Annotated in this window: 23 protein-coding genes; 10 read left to right on the plus strand and 13 right to left on the minus strand. The window is 69.9% G+C overall.

Annotated elements, in window-relative coordinates:
* Positions 1 to 4: 4 nt before the first annotated feature.
* From ACH49X_RS17475 to ACH49X_RS17500, 6 genes are all read right to left on the minus strand, one after another.
* The gene (locus ACH49X_RS17475) at positions 5 to 403 is read right to left on the minus strand and encodes an ectoine synthase (protein WP_195079274.1); all 399 of its coding nucleotides are present in this window, start codon (positions 401 to 403) and stop codon (positions 5 to 7) included.
* On the minus strand, positions 400 to 1,677 hold the full coding sequence (gene ectB / locus ACH49X_RS17480; RefSeq protein WP_357205612.1) for a diaminobutyrate--2-oxoglutarate transaminase: 1,278 nt from the start codon (positions 1,675 to 1,677) through the stop codon (positions 400 to 402). Before ectB ends, ACH49X_RS17475 begins: the two co-directional genes overlap by 4 nt.
* A complete protein-coding gene (ectA, locus tag ACH49X_RS17485) occupies positions 1,674 to 2,276 on the minus strand; it encodes a diaminobutyrate acetyltransferase (RefSeq protein ID WP_195079272.1) in 603 nt (200 codons plus the stop codon). Before ectA ends, ectB begins: the two co-directional genes overlap by 4 nt.
* Positions 2,277 to 2,360: 84 nt before the next feature.
* Positions 2,361 to 3,491: a HAMP domain-containing sensor histidine kinase gene (locus ACH49X_RS17490; RefSeq protein ID WP_323124060.1), complete on the minus strand. Its 1,131-nt coding sequence runs from the start codon at positions 3,489 to 3,491 to the stop codon at positions 2,361 to 2,363.
* A complete protein-coding gene (locus ACH49X_RS17495) occupies positions 3,457 to 4,167 on the minus strand; it encodes a response regulator transcription factor (protein ID WP_195079271.1) in 711 nt (236 codons plus the stop codon). Before ACH49X_RS17495 ends, ACH49X_RS17490 begins: the two co-directional genes overlap by 35 nt.
* Positions 4,168 to 4,613: 446 nt before the next feature.
* Complete coding sequence (locus ACH49X_RS17500; protein ID WP_323124061.1) at positions 4,614 to 4,961, minus strand: hypothetical protein; 348 nt, start codon at positions 4,959 to 4,961, stop codon at positions 4,614 to 4,616.
* A gap of 204 nt (positions 4,962 to 5,165) precedes the next feature.
* On the opposite strand from ACH49X_RS17500, the gene ACH49X_RS17505 reads away from it, so the two are divergent.
* On the plus strand, positions 5,166 to 5,462 hold the full coding sequence (locus ACH49X_RS17505; RefSeq protein WP_195079270.1) for a hypothetical protein: 297 nt from the start codon (positions 5,166 to 5,168) through the stop codon (positions 5,460 to 5,462).
* A gap of 11 nt (positions 5,463 to 5,473) precedes the next feature.
* Here the strand turns inward: ACH49X_RS17505 and ACH49X_RS17510 are convergent, their stop codons facing one another.
* The 4 genes from ACH49X_RS17510 to ACH49X_RS17525 form a co-directional block, all read right to left on the minus strand.
* Positions 5,474 to 6,259 carry an RNA polymerase sigma factor SigF gene (locus ACH49X_RS17510; RefSeq protein ID WP_195079269.1) on the minus strand — a complete coding sequence of 262 codons (786 nt, stop codon included), beginning with the start codon at positions 6,257 to 6,259 and terminating at the stop codon, positions 5,474 to 5,476.
* Positions 6,249 to 6,680, minus strand: a complete 432-nt coding sequence (locus tag ACH49X_RS17515) for an anti-sigma regulatory factor (protein WP_195079268.1) — start codon at positions 6,678 to 6,680, stop codon at positions 6,249 to 6,251. The genes ACH49X_RS17510 and ACH49X_RS17515 overlap by 11 nt, the downstream gene beginning before the upstream one ends.
* Positions 6,681 to 6,821: 141 nt before the next feature.
* Positions 6,822 to 7,505 (minus strand): PAS and ANTAR domain-containing protein, encoded by a 684-nt coding sequence (locus ACH49X_RS17520; RefSeq protein WP_195079267.1) that lies wholly within the window; start codon positions 7,503 to 7,505, stop codon positions 6,822 to 6,824.
* Positions 7,506 to 7,599: 94 nt separating this feature from the next.
* Positions 7,600 to 8,013: an STAS domain-containing protein gene (locus tag ACH49X_RS17525; protein ID WP_195079266.1), complete on the minus strand. Its 414-nt coding sequence runs from the start codon at positions 8,011 to 8,013 to the stop codon at positions 7,600 to 7,602.
* Positions 8,014 to 8,404: 391 nt separating this feature from the next.
* Between ACH49X_RS17525 and ACH49X_RS17530 the strand changes: the two genes are divergently transcribed.
* Complete coding sequence (locus tag ACH49X_RS17530; RefSeq protein ID WP_357205615.1) at positions 8,405 to 9,616, plus strand: glycosyltransferase; 1,212 nt, start codon at positions 8,405 to 8,407, stop codon at positions 9,614 to 9,616.
* Positions 9,617 to 9,631: 15 nt separating this feature from the next.
* Here the strand turns inward: ACH49X_RS17530 and ACH49X_RS17535 are convergent, their stop codons facing one another.
* On the minus strand, positions 9,632 to 10,144 hold the full coding sequence (locus ACH49X_RS17535; RefSeq protein ID WP_323124062.1) for a DUF6328 family protein: 513 nt from the start codon (positions 10,142 to 10,144) through the stop codon (positions 9,632 to 9,634).
* A complete protein-coding gene (locus ACH49X_RS17540; protein ID WP_195079264.1) occupies positions 10,131 to 10,556 on the minus strand; it encodes a ChaB family protein in 426 nt (141 codons plus the stop codon). The genes ACH49X_RS17535 and ACH49X_RS17540 overlap by 14 nt, the downstream gene beginning before the upstream one ends.
* Positions 10,557 to 10,698: 142 nt before the next feature.
* Here ACH49X_RS17540 and ACH49X_RS17545 point away from each other — a divergent pair, with 142 nt between their 5' ends.
* The 3 genes from ACH49X_RS17545 to ACH49X_RS17555 are packed head-to-tail and all read left to right on the plus strand — an operon-like array spanning position 10,699 to position 12,257.
* Positions 10,699 to 11,262 carry a nucleotidyltransferase gene (locus ACH49X_RS17545; RefSeq protein WP_357205618.1) on the plus strand — a complete coding sequence of 188 codons (564 nt, stop codon included), beginning with the start codon at positions 10,699 to 10,701 and terminating at the stop codon, positions 11,260 to 11,262.
* Positions 11,263 to 11,532 (plus strand): BON domain-containing protein, encoded by a 270-nt coding sequence (locus tag ACH49X_RS17550; protein WP_323124064.1) that lies wholly within the window; start codon positions 11,263 to 11,265, stop codon positions 11,530 to 11,532.
* Between the two features lie 5 nt (positions 11,533 to 11,537).
* On the plus strand, positions 11,538 to 12,257 hold the full coding sequence (locus ACH49X_RS17555; protein ID WP_195079263.1) for a metallophosphoesterase: 720 nt from the start codon (positions 11,538 to 11,540) through the stop codon (positions 12,255 to 12,257).
* 12 nt (positions 12,258 to 12,269) lie between these two features.
* On the opposite strand, the gene ACH49X_RS17560 is transcribed toward ACH49X_RS17555, so the two are convergent.
* Positions 12,270 to 12,686 (minus strand): CBS domain-containing protein, encoded by a 417-nt coding sequence (locus tag ACH49X_RS17560; protein WP_195079262.1) that lies wholly within the window; start codon positions 12,684 to 12,686, stop codon positions 12,270 to 12,272.
* A gap of 195 nt (positions 12,687 to 12,881) precedes the next feature.
* Here ACH49X_RS17560 and ACH49X_RS17565 point away from each other — a divergent pair, with 195 nt between their 5' ends.
* Genes ACH49X_RS17565 through ACH49X_RS17585 form a run of 5 tightly spaced genes read left to right on the plus strand, consistent with a single transcriptional unit; the run spans position 12,882 to position 16,544 of the window.
* The gene (locus tag ACH49X_RS17565; RefSeq protein WP_323124065.1) at positions 12,882 to 13,223 is read left to right on the plus strand and encodes a hypothetical protein; all 342 of its coding nucleotides are present in this window, start codon (positions 12,882 to 12,884) and stop codon (positions 13,221 to 13,223) included.
* A gap of 58 nt (positions 13,224 to 13,281) precedes the next feature.
* Entirely contained in the window at positions 13,282 to 13,740 is a 459-nt protein-coding gene (locus tag ACH49X_RS17570; RefSeq protein WP_357102998.1) for a hypothetical protein, read from the plus strand.
* The gene (locus ACH49X_RS17575) at positions 13,737 to 14,054 is read left to right on the plus strand and encodes a hypothetical protein (RefSeq protein WP_195079260.1); all 318 of its coding nucleotides are present in this window, start codon (positions 13,737 to 13,739) and stop codon (positions 14,052 to 14,054) included. Before ACH49X_RS17570 ends, ACH49X_RS17575 begins: the two co-directional genes overlap by 4 nt.
* Complete coding sequence (locus ACH49X_RS17580) at positions 14,051 to 14,986, plus strand: glycosyltransferase family 9 protein (RefSeq protein ID WP_357205621.1); 936 nt, start codon at positions 14,051 to 14,053, stop codon at positions 14,984 to 14,986. The genes ACH49X_RS17575 and ACH49X_RS17580 overlap by 4 nt, the downstream gene beginning before the upstream one ends.
* Positions 14,987 to 15,038: 52 nt before the next feature.
* Positions 15,039 to 16,544: an FAD-dependent oxidoreductase gene (locus ACH49X_RS17585; RefSeq protein WP_357205624.1), complete on the plus strand. Its 1,506-nt coding sequence runs from the start codon at positions 15,039 to 15,041 to the stop codon at positions 16,542 to 16,544.
* Positions 16,545 to 16,556 lie beyond the last annotated feature (12 nt).

A 16,556-nucleotide genomic window follows, 5' to 3' on the forward strand; every position in this document is an offset into this window, starting at 1 on the left:
GTGCTCAACCTCCGATCGTCGCGGTGACCAGCGGGTAGACGCCGTTGCTGTCGTGAACCTCCTGCCCGGTGACCGGCGGGTTGAACACGCACATCATCCGCATCCTGGTGCGCGCCTCCAAGCGGTGCCGCTCGTGTCCGTCGAGCAGGTACATCGAGCCGGGCCCGAGTTCGTAGGTGACGTCGTTGTCCAGATCGGTGAGCGTGCCCTCGCCCTCGATGAGCCACACGGCCTCCACATGGTGCACGTAATGGAACACGTGCACCGTCCCGGCGTCGATGGTCGTCTCGTGGAAGGAGAAGCCGACGCCGTCGCCCCCGAGGACGATGCGCTTGCTGCGCCAGCCTTCGCCCGCCACGTCGCGCTCGGTATCGGTGATCTCCGCGGTGGTGCGCACGATCATGCCAGCGCCCCCATCCCGCCGCACACCGACTCGACCGCGCCGGTGAGGATCTGCAGGCCCTGGTCGAGTTCGTCGTCGGTGACCGTCAACGGCGGCAGCAGCTTCACCACCTCGTCGGTCGAGCCGGAGGTCTCCACCAGCAGCCCGCGCTCGAAGGCGATCTGGCAGACCTTGCCCGCCTGCGAGGGATCGTCGAACACCACGCCCTGCACCAAGCCGCGGCCACGGGTCGAGACGCCCGGGAAGTACTCGGCCAGTTCGCCCAGAGCGCGTGCGACCTTCTCACCCTTGGCCCGCGTCGCCGTCTGCAACGTGTCGTCGGACCAGTAGTGGCGCAGCGCGGTCGTCGCGGTGACGAACGCGGGGTTGTTGCCGCGGAAGGTTCCGTTGTGCTCGCCCGGCGACCATTCGTCCAGTTCCGGCTTGAACAGCACCAGCGCCATGGGCAGCCCGTAACCGCCGATCGACTTCGACAGCGTCACGATGTCGGGCGTGATGCCCGCGATCTCGAAGGAGAAGAACGGTCCGGTGCGGCCGCAGCCCATCTGCACGTCGTCGACGATCAGCAGAATCTCCCGCTCCGCGCACAGGCCGGCGAGGTGGCGCAGCCACTCGGCGCGGGCGACGTTGACGCCGCCTTCGCCCTGCACCGTCTCCACGATCACCGCGGCGGGACGGTCGAAGCCGGAGGAGGTGTCGTCGAGCACCTTCTCCATCCACTGGAAGTCGGCGGTGGTGCCGTCGAAGTAGCCGTCGTAGGGCATGTGCGCGGCGTGCACCAACGGCACACCGGCCCCCGCGCGCTTGGCGGCGTTGCCGGTGACCGACAGCGCGCCGAGGGTCATGCCGTGGAAAGCGTTGGTGAAGCTGACGATGGTCTCGCGACCGGTGACCTTACGGGCCAGCTTGAGCGCGGCCTCCACCGCGTTCGCACCGGTCGGTCCGGGGAATTGGACCTTGTAGTCCAGGCCGCGCGGGGTGAAGAGCGTGTCGCGCAGCGTCTCCAGCAGTTCCCGCTTGGCTCCGGTCGACATGTCCAGGCCGTGGGTGATGCCGTCGCTGGCGATGTACTCCAGCAGCGCGCTCTTGAGCACGTCGTTGTTGTGGCCGTAGTTCAGCGCGCCCGCGCCCGCGAAGAAGTCGAGGTAGTCCTTGCCTTCCTCGTCGCGCAGCCAGCTGCCCTTCGCGGTGGTGAACACGGTGGGCCAGGCGCGGCAGTAACCGCGCACGTTCGACTCCAGACTCTCGAAAACGGTGGTGTCCGCGTTGATCATCGGTGATCCTCCTCGGTGGTGCGGGCGGTCGGGGCGATGCGATACAGGTCTTCGGGTGCGTGGCTGTCGGGGAAGACGCCCGCGTCGAACAACGGGCGCTTGTGCACTTCGGCGCCGCGCGTCGCGGCCACCGACGTGAACAGCGCGACGGAACCGGCGTTGTCCGGCGAGATGGTCGTTTCGAGTACCGAAACCCCCTGAGCGGCAACACTGTTGAGCAACGTATTGAGCAGCTGGGCACCGATGCCGCGGCCGCGCAGCGCGCGGTCCACCGCGATCTGCCAGACGAAGACGGTGTCGGGCGCCTGCGGACGGACGAATCCGATCACGTATCCCACGACGCGCCCGTCCGACTCGGCGACCACCGAGGTGCCGGCGAAATCTCGGCACCACAGCAGGTACGCGTAGCTCGAATTGACGTCGAGCACCGCGGAATCCTTGGCGATCCGCCACATCTGAGCGCCGTCGGCCAAGCGAGGCGTGCGCAGGACCACGGCCGGTCCGGCCCCTTTCCGAGCCGGGGCGGCCCGGAGAGCGGCCGCGGCGTTGCCGACGCGCGATCGCTCGATCTCCGCTGGGGACAGGGTTGGCGATGACATACAACTCCCTCGTCTGATCAGCACTACTTATCCAGGCTCGCCAAGCCACTTTGAGGTGAACCTGTCGAGTTCTTTACGGTCGTATTACGGATGGATGTCGCCGAGCCGGGGCAGGCGCACGACGAATCGCGCGCCGCCGCCGGGACGGTCGGTGCAGCGCACCCGGCCACCGTGCGTGGCGACCGTCTCGGCGACCAGCGCCAAGCCGATCCCCGTCCCGTCCGGTGAACGGCGCCCGCTGCGGGCGGTGGCGAATCGTTCGAAGATGCGCTCGCGGTCCGCGGCGGGCACACCGGGGCCCGCGTCGTCGACGGTGAGCACCGCGTCGGTGCCGTCGCGATCGACGGTGACCGCGACCACGCCGCCGCCGTGCCGGTCGGCGTTGTGCAGCAGGTTGGCCACCGCGCGCTCCAACTCCACCTTGCGGCCGCGCACGGTGACGTCCTGACGCACCGTGAGCAGTTCGGCCGGATAGCGGCGGTCGGCGAGGGTGTGGACCAGCAGGTCACGCACCGACAGCGGCTCGGCGTCACCGTGGTGCATGCCCGCTTCCACCCGCGCCAGGGCGAGCAGATCGTCCAGCAGCTTGCGCAGGTGCTCGACCTCGGCGGTGACCAGTCCCAGCGCCCGCTGCGAGCGTTCCGGCAGATCGCCCCGGTGCCGGTTGAGCACGCCGACGCCGGCCATCAGGGTGGTCAGCGGCGTGCGCAGCTCGTGGCTGACGTCGCCGAAGAGCCGGTGTTCGCGCTCGATGCGTCGTTGCAGCGAGTCGACCATGGTGTTGAACGACTCGACGGTGATCGCCAGATCCTGGTCCCCTGTCGCGGGCAGCCGCTGGTCGAGGTCGCCGGAGGCGATTCGCGCCGCGGTGCCCGCGAGCTGGTGCAGCGGCGTCAGCACCCGCCTGCTCGCCCACCAGCCGACCGCGGCGCCGATCGAGGTGACCACGACGGCGCAGCAGATGAGCACGTTGCGCAGCAGATCCAGATCGGCGTTGAGATCTCCCGGCGACTCGCTACCCGCGTGCGTTCGCTGCCCTTCCAGGTAGCCGCGGCTGATCACGAAGACCGAAACGACCAGGACCAGCGACATCAGCGCGGCGATGGTCGCGAAGGCGGCGGTCACCCTGGCGCGGAGGCTCCAGGCGTTCGGATTCCAGCGTTCGGCGTCCGGACAGCGCTCAGCGGCGCACATCGAGGCGATAGCCGAGCCCACGCACCGTCACCACGACGCGCGGATCGGACGGATCCCGCTCGATCTTCGTGCGCAAGCGGCGCATGTGCACGTCCACGATGCGCTCGTCGCCGAAAAAGCCACGGTCCCATACCCGTTCGAGCAACACCGTCCGGCTGAGCACACGGCCTGGCGTCTCGGCCAGCTCACACAGCAGCCGGAACTCGGTGAGCGTGAGCCGGATCTCCTCGTCGCCGCGGCGCACCACCCCGCTGTCGCGGGCCAGGATCAGCGGCGCCGTGTCGTCGGCCTCGAGCACCATCTCTTGTGGCGTCTCCCGCTCGGCGGTCAGCCGGGCGCGGCGGCGCACGGCGCGCATGCGCGCGGTGATCTCCTTGATCTCGAACGGCTTGGTCACGAAATCGTCGGCGCCCGCTTCCAGCGCGGCCACCACGTCGTGGGTGTCGTCGCGAGCGCTGACCACGATGATCGGGACGTCATGGTCGCGGCGGATCTCCCGGATACATTCGAATCCGTCCATGCCGCCGAGCATCAGATCGACGATCATCACATCGGGAACACCATTGCTGCGCAGATGAGTGAGCGCGTCCTCGGCTTCCTCCGCCTCGTCGACGTCGTATCCCTCGTCTTCCATAGCGAGCCGTAACGCACCACGGACCCGGTCGTCGTCTTCCACGATCATCAGGTTTGCGCTCAAGACCTTATCCCTTGCAGACATGCGCAAGCGCGTCACGATGCGGACAACCGCATCCCCATACCGACGCGACTTTCCGCTTTTCGAGCAACCTTTGCTCGGCTACGAGTACCCCTGAGCCCGGCCGGTAAACATCCGGCAGACCGAGACGGGGCCTCATGGTCGTTCCATCGACGCTATACGGCGGCCCGATTCCGGCAGCATCGGGGCGGCAGCGCAGTTCGTCTTCCGCGCGCCATCGCATTACACGGAGAACGATTTCGATCGTGAAAGTCGCACGCCAACAGCCTATTTCGAAGGCCCGATCCTGACGGTCCGCACCGGAGCTAACCGCAGGCGCGGCAACGGGACTCGCAAGGCAATCATGTCGTGCGTCACATCGCTTCCGCTGCGCCGTTCACGAACGCGCGGCCGTGACCGGTCTCACGGCCGCGCCAGCGCCCGACCGGCTATCGCGGCGGCTCCAAACGGTTGAAGTTGCTCGGCGGATCGTCGGCATCGCGCTCCACATACCAGAAGCGCAGTTTTCTGGCATCGAACGTGGCGAACCACTCGTCCCACCCCACCCGGCGCAGCACGGCGCCCCCGTAGCCGGGAAAGTCGAATCGCAACACCCCCAGCCGCCCGTCCTGCTCGCTGCCCGGCACCGTCGCGGGCCGCGCTCCGCGCTGGGCGGCCCAGCGGCGGATGACGTCGTGGTTCCTGGTGACGGAGATCCCTCGGGACTGCGTCGACGCCCCCGGCCCACCCGGTCCGAACCGCGGATTCCGGGTGCCTGGGCGGCGCTGGTCGGTCATGACGAGCTCCTCGAGCCATCGGCATCTGTTGTCCGGCTCCTGTCTGACTACCCGTTGGCCAGGATCGGCAAACTGGTCGGCCGCACCGGCGCCGGGCGCGGACCGGTTGGCCCCGTGATCGGTGGGTAACCGGCCGATGATCGGCTGGTCGAGCGCGGTCGCCGACTTCGCGCGAGCCGGTCACCCGAACGAGGAGGAGTTCGCATGTCCACCGACAGCGCGGCACAACCGGTCCCGCCCACGCCCGAGCCGGATCCCGTCCCGCCGATCCCGGAACCCGATCCCGTGCCGCCGATTCCCGATCCCGACCCCATTCCGGAGCCGAGTCCCGTTCCGCCGGAACCCGATCCGTCTCCGCTGCCGCCGGTGCCCGGTCCCGCGCCGCGTCCGCCGGGCCCCGGCCCCACGCCGACCCCGCCGGTGCCGGATCCCGGCCGTCCCTCGCCGGACCCCGGTCTCCCGGGACCGTCACCGGACCCGGCTCCGCCGAATCCGGTGTAGCGGGTCTGCGCTCAGTCGCGCAGCGCCTGCTCGCGCAGCGAAGTCAGGGTCCGGGAAAGAATGCGCGAGACGTGCATCTGCGAGACCCCGAGCCGCTCGGCGATCTGGTTCTGGGTCAGCGACTCGAAGAATCGCATGGTCAGCACCTGACGCTCGCGTTCGGGAAGCTCGCCGAGCAGCGGCCCGACCGCCATCACGTCCTCGACCAGGTGATAGGAGGGCTCCTCGGCGCCGAGGCTGTCCAGGAGCGGCTGCGCGGCGCTCTCGGCGTCCTCGCCGGTGGCCGCGTCGATGGACGAGGACTGGTAGGCGTTGCCCGCGATCAGCGCTTGAGTCACCTCCACCAGGTCGACGTCCAGCTCCGCCGCGATCTCCCTGGCGCGCGGCATCCGGCCCAGTCGCTGCGACAGCGCCTCGACGGTCGGACCGATGCTCAGCTGGATCTCCTTCGTGCGGCGCGGCACCCGCACGGCCCAGGTATTGTCCCGGAAGTGCCGCCGGACCTCGCCCATGATCGTCGGCACGGCGAAGGACAGGAACGACGACCCGCGCGTGACGTCGAAACGGTCGGCTGCCTGCACCAGCCCGAGGCGGGCGACCTGCAGCAGGTCGTCGAAGTTCTCGCCGCGGCCGGCGAACTTGCGCGCGATGTGCTCGGCCAGCGGCAGGCATCGTTCGATCAGTTCCCGACGCAACGGCTCGCGGCGCGCATCGCCGGGGTCCAGCGCGGCGATCTTCTCGAACAGCGGCTCGATGTTGTCGTAGGTGTCCCCGCGCGACCTCGGTTCACCCGCCATTCGGGGCACCTCGCACCCAGCTGAAGTCGATCACCGTCGGATACCCGCCGAGCACGCTGTCGTAGGAGCCCTGCGCGGCCGCGATCGAGTCGGTCAGCGTGCGCACGATGTGCCAGCCGAGCCCGGCGTGCCCGAGCACCGACTCGGTGACCGCCACCGACGAGACGTGCACGAACATCTTGCCGTCGTCGTAGCTGAACTCGCAGTCGATCGTCGAGCCGGGGGCGGCGTCGATGATGAGCGAGGTCGCCACCTCGTCCAGCGCGAGCCGGATGTCGGTCACCTCGTCCAAGGCGAAGTCCGCGATGAGGGCGACCGTCTCGGCGAGCGCGCGCAGCATGGTCAGCTGTTCCAGCCGGGCGGGCACCCGCACACCGACTGTCGTCGTGTCCGTCGAGGATCGGGAAGTCGACTCCCCCATTGGCCCATCACCACCTTGTCCTCACAGCCACTCCACTGTGGCCTGCGTACCGCACACCCTGGCGCCACGGACTGTGGAGCGGAAATATCGCCACGTTCCTCGTTCGGGGGCGTACCCGCCGCGCTGGGATCGAAACGCCGGTCAGGCGTCGTCGATGCGCTCGTGAGCGGTGAGCAGCAGATGATCGAATTCGGTTCGCAGCCCTGCCGTCACGCCGGCCAGCCCGGGGAGATCGGCGACCAGCCGCGCGGCCAATTCACGCAGTTTGACGTTGGTTTCCTGCGATCGCCAGCTCAGTACCCGGAACGCCTGTTCGGGGCCGACGCCATAGATCAGCATGAGCGCGCCCTTCGCCTGCTCGATCACCGCGCGGGCCGCGTACAGCTCGGGCAGGGCGTCGTCCAGCGTTTCCTGCCGGTGCTCGGCGAGGGTGTCGGTGACGTCGATGTAGTAGCCGGAGGTGCCAACCACCAGCCCGGTGTCATCGATCATCCGGTCGGCGACCAGGATCACGTGGTGCACGGCGCCTGCGGTATCGATGATGCGGTGGCGACTGGAGAACGGTTCCGCGTCGGCGATCGACCGCGCCAAGGCGCTGGCCACCGCTTCGCGATCGTCGGGGTGTTTGTGCTCGAGCAACAACTCCGTCGTCGGGGTGACCGCCCCGGGCGCGTAACCGTGCATCGATGCGACTTCGTCCGACCATTCCCACCGCTGGCCGGCGAACCAGAAACGAAAAATGCCGACACTCTGCGGCGTCCCGGTACCGATCACCCGGTCCAGCGCGAAGGCGTTCTCGGGCTGGACCGACCTGCTCTCACTCACTGCTGAAGTATCCGATGCCGGTGCGCCCGGTGTGACCGGATCGGCACGGGTCAGTCACACCGGCGAGCACGGCTTCGTGTGGGCGGCCTTCGGCTCAGGCGTCCAACGCTGTGCGCATGGACGGGTAGCGGGGGAACTGCGACCGTACGCCGGTCACTTCCAGTGCCCGCTCCACTCCCGGCCCGCCCGCGACGATCCGCAGATCCGGACGACCCAACCCCTCGCCGCGCAGCGCGCCGAGGCGCACGGCCGCGCGCAGACTCAGGAATCTCGCCCCGCGCAGATCGATCACGACCGCATCGCACGGTGACTGCAACGCACGCTCGACCGTCTCGAAGAATTCGGCCGACACGGCGGCGTCCAACTCGCCTTCGACCCGGACCACCACACATTCGCGACGGCGGTCCACCCGCTGTGCCCACAACCGGTTGTCCCGACGACGTCCCGGTCCCGAACCATTGAGATGCACGCCGTCGGCGTGGTCCCGTAGCAGAGAAATGGCAGACAAGTCGAACCTCCCGTGTAGGGGGTATCCAGTCCTCCGCGACGGCCGGGGAAGGGCGGCGCGAGCGCGAACCGGTTGCCGTGCCGTCCCATCGACCGGCTGCGCCGAATGCGTCGAACCGGGGTCGGCTGTGATCTCAACCTCCCTACAGTGTGGCACGACCGACCCGTTCCCGACAGCGTTCGGTAGGAGAACGTGACCCGCCGCCGAAGGGCCCGCGACCGGGACGAACCGACCGTTCGGCCCGATATCTGACCGCTGACGTGGGGTTTCATCGGGCGGCCTGCGGGCATATCCCGAACATATTCCCGAACGTCACGCGATGCCGGTCGTAGGGCAACCGCGCGTACTCGCGCGTCCGGATGCTGCCCGCGACGAGAGAACGGAGCACCCGGTGAAGATTGCCATGGTTTCCGAAGACGCCAGCCCGCTCGCCGAGGGCAGCCCCGCGGACGGGGGCGGCCGCGGCGCCTATGTAGCGGAATTGTCGGCGGCGTACGTCCGCCGCGGCCACGACGTGACGGTCTACACCCGGCGCATCAGTCCGCGCGCCCCCGCCGAGCTGCTGGCCGACGGCGGCTATCGCGTCGTCCACGTCCCGGCCGGACCGCCGACTCCCCTGCCGAGCGACCGCACGCTGCCCTACCTCGGCGACTTCGGCACGGTGCTGCGGCGGCACTGGAGCACCGAACGTCCGGACATCGCGCACGCGCACTACTGGAAGTCCGGGCTCGCCGCCGAGCTCGCCTCCCGCGCGCACGGCATCCCGGTGGTGCTGACCTTCCACGGGCTCGGCACCGTGCAGCGGCGTTGCGAGGGTCTCGCCGACCCGAGTCCGCGCTCGCGGATCAGGTTCGAGCGGCTCATCGCGACGCGGGCGGCGCACGTGGTGGCGACCTGCTCCGACGAGGTCGCGGAGCTGGCCAGGATGGGCGTGCCGCGTTTCCGGACCTCGATCGTGCCGCACGGGGTCGATCTCACGACGTTCACCCCGGAGGGCACCGCCGCCGATCGGCACGCCACGCACCGGTTGCTGGCGGCCGGAGAGCTGGTGCGCCGCAGCGGATTCGACCCCGTGATCCGGGCGCTGCCGCAGCTGCCGGACACCGAGCTGGTGATCGTCGGCGGTCCGGCCGCCGACGACGAGGACGACGCCGAAGGCCGCAGGCTGCGCCGGATCGCGTCGGAACACGGTGTGCGGGAACGGCTCCGGTTGGCCGGCCCGGTGTCGCGGCCGATGCTGCCCCGGCTGTACCGCTCCGCCGACGTCGTGGTCTGCACGCCCTGGTACGAGCCGTTCGGCCGGGTGGCGCTGGAGGCGATGGCCTGCGGGAAGCCGGTGGTCGCCACGGCCGTCGGCGGTCTGCTGGACACCGTGGTCGACGGCGTCACGGGACGATTCGTCGCTCCGCCCGAACCCGACGCCATCGTGCGGGCGGTGCGCCCGCTGCTGGCGGACTCGACGTTGCGCGAAACCTGGGGCGCCGCAGGTTATCAGCGCGCCGCCAGCCGCAGTTCCTGGGATCGGGTCGCGGTCGAGACGCTCAGCGCCTATCACCGCGGCGCTCCCGCGCACGCGGGCGAGGTCGTCTCGTGGGCCCGGTGACCCGGTAGCGCCGGCTCAGTAGTGCTCGGCGCGGACGTCCTCGGACGCGCTGCGCCAGCGCCACGGCGCGATCAGCCAGGTGGACACGAACAGCGCGACGGCGGCGACACCGGTCACGATCGCCGCGGCCACGCCGGTCACGTAGTCGACCACGAGGATCACCGCACCGATCAGCGCGAGACCGAGCAGGGCGACGCCCGCCATCGCGCAGCGGTGGGCCGCCGCGACGACATTGCCGAGCCGGTGCCTGCGGAACAGGATCCGGTGCCAGGACACCGGCGCGATCAGGAACACGGTGGCGCCGAGCACAGCGGCCAACGTCGCCAGATACAGCGCTCGCATGCCCGGTGTCAGCGTGCCGAACGACGCCTGAAACGGCAGGACCAGCAGCGCGCCGAACAGGAATTGCACGCCCGTCTGCACCACGCGCAACTCCTGGACCAGGCTCCCCCAGTTCCGGTCCAGTCGTTCCAGCTCGGTCTCACCGCGCGCACGGCGGGCCCAGCCGTCGTCCTCACTTCCGGGCACGCGCGGCCTCCTGGCGATTGCGCTTCTTGATCGCCTCGACGAGTTCGCCCTTGGTCATCCGCGAGCGCCCGGTGACCTCCAATCGCCGGGCGATGTCCAGCAGGTGCTCCTTCGACGCGTTGGCGTCGACGCCTTCGGCGGTCTCGCCCCGCGCGCCCGGCCCGTGCTGGCTTGCGCGTTCATCCGACGGACCGCGGCGCGCTTTGGGCTCCCAGTGGTCGCCGACTTTCTCGTAGCTGTGTTTCAGCGCGGCGTAGGCGACACGGTGGGCGCGCTGTTCGTTGCCGTCGTATTGCTCCAGCGCCGCGTCGTGCGCCTCGGCGAAGGTGCGCTGCGCCTTCTCCTCCGACCGTTCCAGCGTGCTCGGCAACTCGGACTTCTTCACCTCGCCGCGCGCTGTCGTCTTGGGCATGTGTCGCTCCCTTCCCTGCTCGCGAGATCGGTCCGAAGTGGTCCGGAAACCCGGGGCGGGGCCACGCCGGGCCCTCCGGATATCCGGACGCATACCCGGTGAAACGTCGATTAACCCGGTGTCCGCCGGGTACCACCGCTGCATGGCCGTTACCACCGATCAGCTGCTGCATGCGCTCACCCGCACGGTGAACGCGCTGGCGGCGACAGATATCCGATTCGCGGTGGCGGGCGGCTGCGCGGTCTACGCCCGTGGCGGCCCGGCCTCCCAGCACGACGTCGACATCTTCGTCAAACCCGCCGACAGCGCCCGCGCGATCAACGCGCTGGCTCGTGCGGGCCTGCGGGTGTGCGACCCGCCGGAGAACTGGTTGCGCAAGGTCTACGCCGACGACGTGCTGGTCGATGTCATCCACCGCCCGAACGATCGCGAGGTGACCGACGAACTGCTGGAGCGGGCCACCGAGATGCGGATCGGACCGGCGAAGGCCCCGGTGATCAGCGGCACCGACCTGATGATCGACAAGATGCTCGTCTTCGACGCGCACCGCCTGGATCTCAGCCCGATCCTGCACATCGCGCGCGACCTGCGCGAACAGGTCGACTGGGAGGTGGTGCGCGAACAGACCAAGGCCTCGCCCTACGCGCGGGCGTTCATGGGCCTGCTCGACGATCTCGGCATCACCCGCACCGGAAAGGTGGAGTAGATGGAGCAGCCGCAATACCTGGTCGCACGCTTGCGCCGGGCGCTGGCCGAGGATCCCCGCACTGCCGAACTCGGTGTGCAGGTGACCATTCGCGGCGACGTCGTGGTGCTGTGCGGCGAGGTGAGCAGCGAGAACTGCAAGCAGCAGATGGAAACCGTCGTCCGCGAGCAGCTTCCGCACGCGCGCGTCCACAACGACGTCCATGTCACCCGACCCACGGCACCCGTCGAGACCGAGACGCTGGAGCCCGACGTATCCGAAAGGAGTTGAGCCGCATGCGGATAGCCGCCGTCGGTGACGTACATCTCGGCGCGGACTCGCGCGGCCAGTGGCGGCCCGCGCTGGAGGGACTGTCCGAGCGGGCGGATGTGCTGCTGCTGGCGGGCGACCTGACCCGCCACGGCGCCGTCGAGGAGGGCCGGGTCGTCGCGGAGGAGTTCGCCGAGCTGGGGGTGCCGGTCGTCGCCGTTCTCGGTAACCACGACTATCACGGCGACGCCGACCAGGAGATCAGCGCCGTGCTGGCCGACCACGGCATCACGGTGCTGGAGGGCACCTCCGTGACGCTGAACGTCGACGGGAGCACGCTCGGGGTGGCGGGCGCGAAAGGGTTCGGCGGCGGCTTCGCGGGCAAATGCGCGAGCGTCTTCGGTGAACCCCTGATGCGCGAATTCGCCGGACACACCGTGGACGTGGCCGCCGCGCTCGGCGACGCGCTGGCCGATCTGAAGACCGATGTCACCGTCGCGCTCACGCACTACTCCCCGATCAGCGACACCCTGCACGGCGAGCCGAGGGAGATCTATCCCTTCCTCGGCTCCTACCTGCTCGGCGAGGCGATCGATGCGCACGGCGCCGACCTGGCGTTGCACGGTCACGCGCACGCGGGCACCGAGCGCGGCACCACCCCGGGCGGCATCCGGGTGCGCAATGTCGCCCAGCCGGTGATCCGAGCGGCCTACGCGGTCTACGACATGCACCCGGCCGCGGTGTGAGTGCCGCCGGACTCAGAAGTCGGTCGAGATCGCTTCCACCGTGCTGCCCGACTGGGCGTTCTCGACGGTGGTGGCGACGTCGGCCTGCGCGATGATGCCGACCAGCCTGCCGTTCTCCAGCACCGGCACCCGGCGCACCTGATGCTGCGACATCACCGACATCACCTTGCGTACGTCGTCATCGGCTTCGACGGTGACCAATTCGCCCCCGAGTTCGCCCGCGTCGACGCCGAGCGGGTCCTTACGCTGGGCGATCACTTTCACGACGATGTCGCGATCGGTGAGCATTCCTTTCAGCTTGTCGTCCTCACCGCAGATGGGCAGAGCGCCGACGTTCAACTCCGCCATGCGCTGCGCGGCCGCGACCACCGTGTCGCTGGAGCGAACGCACTCCACGTTCGGGGTCATGATCTCCCGTGCTGTTGTCATCGGGATCCTCCTGGAACTTCTCGCGGGTACGAGCGGCCGGGAACGGGGCCGCTCGCTGAGGTGCTACCCCCGTTTCGGACGCCATAACGCGGGCATTCGACCGGTACGGCCGCCCAGGACGGCCCGCGTCGAACACCGCGGGCCACGGGCTGCCCGCGCACCGAAATCGTTGCCGCTCAGCAGAAAGGACATCCGATGCTGCCAGCACCGAACGAGCCGACCGCGGGATCCGGCCCCGGAGAGCAGCACACGCCCCGGACCCACGGGTTCCCGGACGACACCCGCACCATTCGGACACATGCCGGAGAATCCATCGAGGACGCCCGCAACTGGCCGGGCATCATCCTGGTCGCCGTCGGGCTCGTGGCCATGGCGCTGACGCTCACCGCAGCCGGGTACGGGTTCGAGGGGTGGGCGGTGGTGGCGGGGATCGTCTGCGGCGTCTGCATCATCGCGGGCGTCTCGGTGATCGTCGCCGAGCACCGCCGGGTCAAGGCACGGGAAGGCAAGCGGCTGCGAGACGCCGCCGGTCACTGATCGAGCGCTCACATCCGCCCGCCGGGAACGCGCCTTCGCACTCCAGGAGAAAGAAAAGATGAGAAACCAGCCCAACCGGCCCTTGGGTCGCTTCACCCTGCTCGCCTGCGCCTTGGCCGCGGGCGCGGCGCTCACCGCCTGTTCGGTCGACGACGGCGATTCGGCGGCGGACACGCCCGCACCCGCGACCGTTTCGATCACCATGCCCGCGCCGAGTAGCCGCCAGGTGCCGAACACCGACCAGATCACCGCGGAAGCGGCGAAGCAACTGTGCGACATGATGGGTGCCGACATCGACACCTGGCGCGGCCAAGGCGCCACGGTGGCCAAAGTGACGTTCAACGGCACGGTGCACAACTGGGCGGCCCGTAACGGCGGGCTCAACGACGTGGTCGTCACCGATCGAGGCACGATCGACACCATCACCACCCAGACCTGCCCCGAGGTGCGCGAACAGGCGCTGCAGGCGCTCGGCGTGCCGGACCTGTCGTCGGCACTGGCGGGGTTCGGCCGATGAGCGCCGCGCGCCGGGTGGGCGTCGCCGTGCTGGCCGCGCTGGCGGTGTGCGCGGCAGGCTGCGGCGACGAGCCGGAGAAGATCGTGAACAAGGGCGGCGACACGCCGTGCAACGAATACGTCGCCCAGGACTCCGACAAACAGCGCATCACCACCGAGAAGTTCCTGGAAGAGGAGCGCGAGGGCAACGAGACGCCCGACGCCAGGACCGTCGACGCCGCGATCGCGGCGATCAAGCTGATGTGCGCGGCGCAGGCCAACCCGGACACCCCGATCCGCAAGGCCGACCTCACCGGCATCTTCGTGCCGAAATGACGGTCTTGCTCGCGCTGCGGGCGCACGGGTTGCGGGAACTGCTGACCGCGGTCCCCGCACTGCGTGCGCTGCGCGACGCGCGTCCGCGGCACCGGCTGGTCCTGGCCGCGCCGGGATGGCTGCGCCCGGTCGTGGAACTGGCCGCGTGCGCCGACGAGTTGCACGCGACGCCGATGGCGGGCGGGTTGCGCTGGAACGCCCCCGCGCCTGCCTTCGCCGTCAATCTGCACGACGCCGGAGCCGAGAGCATGCGCGCGCTGCTCGCGACCGACCCGGAAAGCATCATCACGCACCGCCACAAGGACTTTCCCCGTGTACCCGGCCCGCTGTTGGAGCCCGGCCTGCCCGACACGGTGCGGTGGTGCAGGCTGCTGGAATGGGCGGGCATCCCGGCCGACCCGGCTCGACTGGACATCACACCGCCGCCGGAGTGCACCGGCGAGCGCCGCTCCATCGTCGTCTACCCGGGCGGGGCGCCGGCTCGGCGCTGGCCGGCCGACCGCTTCGCGGCGGTGGCCGCGGGCTTGCGCGAGTGGGGAGCGCCGGTGCGGATCGTGGGCAGCGCCGCGGACCGTCCGCTCGCGCGCAGCGTCGCCGAACAGGCCGGTCTCTCCGAGAACGATGTGCTGGCAGGCGAACTCACGCTGCGCCAACTCGCCGTGACGGTGGCCGACGCGTCCTTGGTGCTCAGCGGCGACACCGGCGTCGGGCATCTGGCCACGGCGTTCGGCACGCCGTCGGTGCTGATCTTCGGCCCCGATTCCCCCGCGGTCTGGGGACCGCCCGCGGAACGGGCGGCCCATGTCGCCCTGTGGGCCGGACACCCCGGCGACCCGCGGTCGGACACGCCCGCGCCCGGGCTGGCGATGATCAGCGCCGCCGAAGTGCTCGCCGCCGCCGATCGGCAACTCAGCAACCACGTGCGAGTGTGAGAAGGACGCCGCACGGGCGTTTCACCCCGTCGAGACCGGCTATCTCGGGCATATGACGTCCCTATGGTTGCACGGCGCGCAAGTTCCGGCGCGGTTGCGGTTGACGCCGGGATCGCGCTTCGACACGGTGGTGATCGGCGGCGGGCTCACCGGACTGGTGACCGCACTGCTGCTGGCCGAGAACGGCGTCGAGGTGGCCGTGGTCGAAGGAAGGCGCGTCGGTGCGGGCACCACCGGCGCGACCACCGGCAAAGTCAGCCTGCTGCAGGGGACGCGCGCTCAGCAGATCGCCCGGCACCACTCCGACGACGTCCTGCGCGACTACGTGGCGGCCAATCGCGAAGGGCAGGAATGGCTTCTGCGGTTCTGCGCGGCGCACGGCGTCACCGTCGAGCGGGCCGCGGCGTTGACCTACGCACAGGACGACGACGAATTGTCGGCCGTACGAGCCGAATACGCCGCGACACAGAAGGCGGGCCTGCCCACCGAACTGCTCCGCGAGGTGGACGCCCCTTTCCCGGTGCGCGGCGCGGTGCGCCTGGCCGATCAGGCCCAGCTCGATCCGATGGCGCTGCTGGCCGCGCTCGCGGCCGACGTGGAGTCGCACGGCGCTCCGATCTACGAATCCACCCTCGTGCGCGGCGTACATCACGGCGGCGGCGGTGAACTCGTCGTCGCGACCGAGCACGGCGATCTCGGTGCGCGCCGGGTGGTGTTGGCCACCGGGACACCGATCCTCGATCGCGGCGGATTCTTCGCCCGCCTCACGCCGCAACGCTCCTACCTGACGGCCTTCCGCTTGGACCGCCCGGCTCCGCGCGATATGTACATCAGCGCGGGCAGCCCGACTCGTTCCCTGCGTCGCGCCCAGGGACCGGACGGCGAGTTGCTGCTGGTGGGCGGCAACGGTCACGTCGTCGGCCGCGGCGGTTCGACCCGGGAGAAGGTGGAGGATCTGGTGAACTGGGCTCACACCTGGTTCCCCGGCGCCGAGCTGACGCACCGCTGGTCGGCTCAGGACTACTCCCCCGTCGGGGAGCTTCCCTATGTCGGTCCGCTGCTGCCGGGGCAGAACGACATCCAGCTGGCCACCGGCTACGCCAAGTGGGGCTTGACCAACGGGGTCGCCGCGGCGATCGCGCTGGCCGGACGCCTCACCGGAGCGACGCCCCGATGGGCGGGCGCGCTGGCGAGCTGGCGTCCGGACGAGTTCAAGGCGCTGCCCGCGGCGACGAAGATCAACGGCGCCGTGGCGCAGAAACTCTCCGCGGGCTGGCTGCGGGTCGCGACCCGCCACGACGGCGCCGCTCCGGCCGAAGGCTGCGGCACCGTACTGCGCGAGGGCTTGCACCCGACGGCGGTGTGCACGGTCGACGGCGTCACCAACCGGGTCTCGGCGGTGTGCCCGCACCTGTACGGCATCCTCGATTGGAACGACGCCGAGCGCACCTGGGACTGCCCACTGCACGGCTCACGCTTCGCCGCCGACGGCACCCTGCTCGAGGGCCCGGCCACCAGCTCGCTGACTCCCCTGCACGTGCCGCGCGACAGCAGGTGAGGGGCGGACGGG

The sequence above is a fragment of the Nocardia sp. NPDC019323 genome (genome assembly GCF_044389845.1).
GTDB classification, from domain to species: Bacteria; Actinomycetota; Actinomycetes; order Mycobacteriales; family Mycobacteriaceae; genus Nocardia; species Nocardia implantans.

Excerpts from the sequence above, each read along its gene's own strand:
- ACH49X_RS17475 (WP_195079274.1), bottom strand. The coding sequence starts at position 403 with ATGATCGTGCGCACCACCGCGGAGATCACCGATACCGAGCGCGACGTG.
- ectB (WP_357205612.1), bottom strand. The coding sequence starts at position 1,677 with ATGATCAACGCGGACACCACCGTTTTCGAGAGTCTGGAGTCGAACGTG.
- ectA (WP_195079272.1), bottom strand. The coding sequence starts at position 2,276 with ATGTCATCGCCAACCCTGTCCCCAGCGGAGATCGAGCGATCGCGCGTC.
- ACH49X_RS17500 (WP_323124061.1), bottom strand. The coding sequence starts at position 4,961 with ATGACCGACCAGCGCCGCCCAGGCACCCGGAATCCGCGGTTCGGACCG.
- ACH49X_RS17505 (WP_195079270.1), top strand. The coding sequence starts at position 5,166 with ATGTCCACCGACAGCGCGGCACAACCGGTCCCGCCCACGCCCGAGCCG.
- ACH49X_RS17510 (WP_195079269.1), bottom strand. The coding sequence starts at position 6,259 with ATGGCGGGTGAACCGAGGTCGCGCGGGGACACCTACGACAACATCGAG.
- ACH49X_RS17515 (WP_195079268.1), bottom strand. The coding sequence starts at position 6,680 with ATGGGGGAGTCGACTTCCCGATCCTCGACGGACACGACGACAGTCGGT.
- ACH49X_RS17540 (WP_195079264.1), bottom strand. The coding sequence starts at position 10,556 with ATGCCCAAGACGACAGCGCGCGGCGAGGTGAAGAAGTCCGAGTTGCCG.
- ACH49X_RS17545 (WP_357205618.1), top strand. The coding sequence starts at position 10,699 with ATGGCCGTTACCACCGATCAGCTGCTGCATGCGCTCACCCGCACGGTG.
- ACH49X_RS17550 (WP_323124064.1), top strand. The coding sequence starts at position 11,263 with ATGGAGCAGCCGCAATACCTGGTCGCACGCTTGCGCCGGGCGCTGGCC.
- ACH49X_RS17555 (WP_195079263.1), top strand. The coding sequence starts at position 11,538 with ATGCGGATAGCCGCCGTCGGTGACGTACATCTCGGCGCGGACTCGCGC.
- ACH49X_RS17560 (WP_195079262.1), bottom strand. The coding sequence starts at position 12,686 with ATGACAACAGCACGGGAGATCATGACCCCGAACGTGGAGTGCGTTCGC.
- ACH49X_RS17565 (WP_323124065.1), top strand. The coding sequence starts at position 12,882 with ATGCTGCCAGCACCGAACGAGCCGACCGCGGGATCCGGCCCCGGAGAG.
- ACH49X_RS17570 (WP_357102998.1), top strand. The coding sequence starts at position 13,282 with ATGAGAAACCAGCCCAACCGGCCCTTGGGTCGCTTCACCCTGCTCGCC.
- ACH49X_RS17575 (WP_195079260.1), top strand. The coding sequence starts at position 13,737 with ATGAGCGCCGCGCGCCGGGTGGGCGTCGCCGTGCTGGCCGCGCTGGCG.
- ACH49X_RS17580 (WP_357205621.1), top strand. The coding sequence starts at position 14,051 with ATGACGGTCTTGCTCGCGCTGCGGGCGCACGGGTTGCGGGAACTGCTG.
- ACH49X_RS17585 (WP_357205624.1), top strand. The coding sequence starts at position 15,039 with ATGACGTCCCTATGGTTGCACGGCGCGCAAGTTCCGGCGCGGTTGCGG.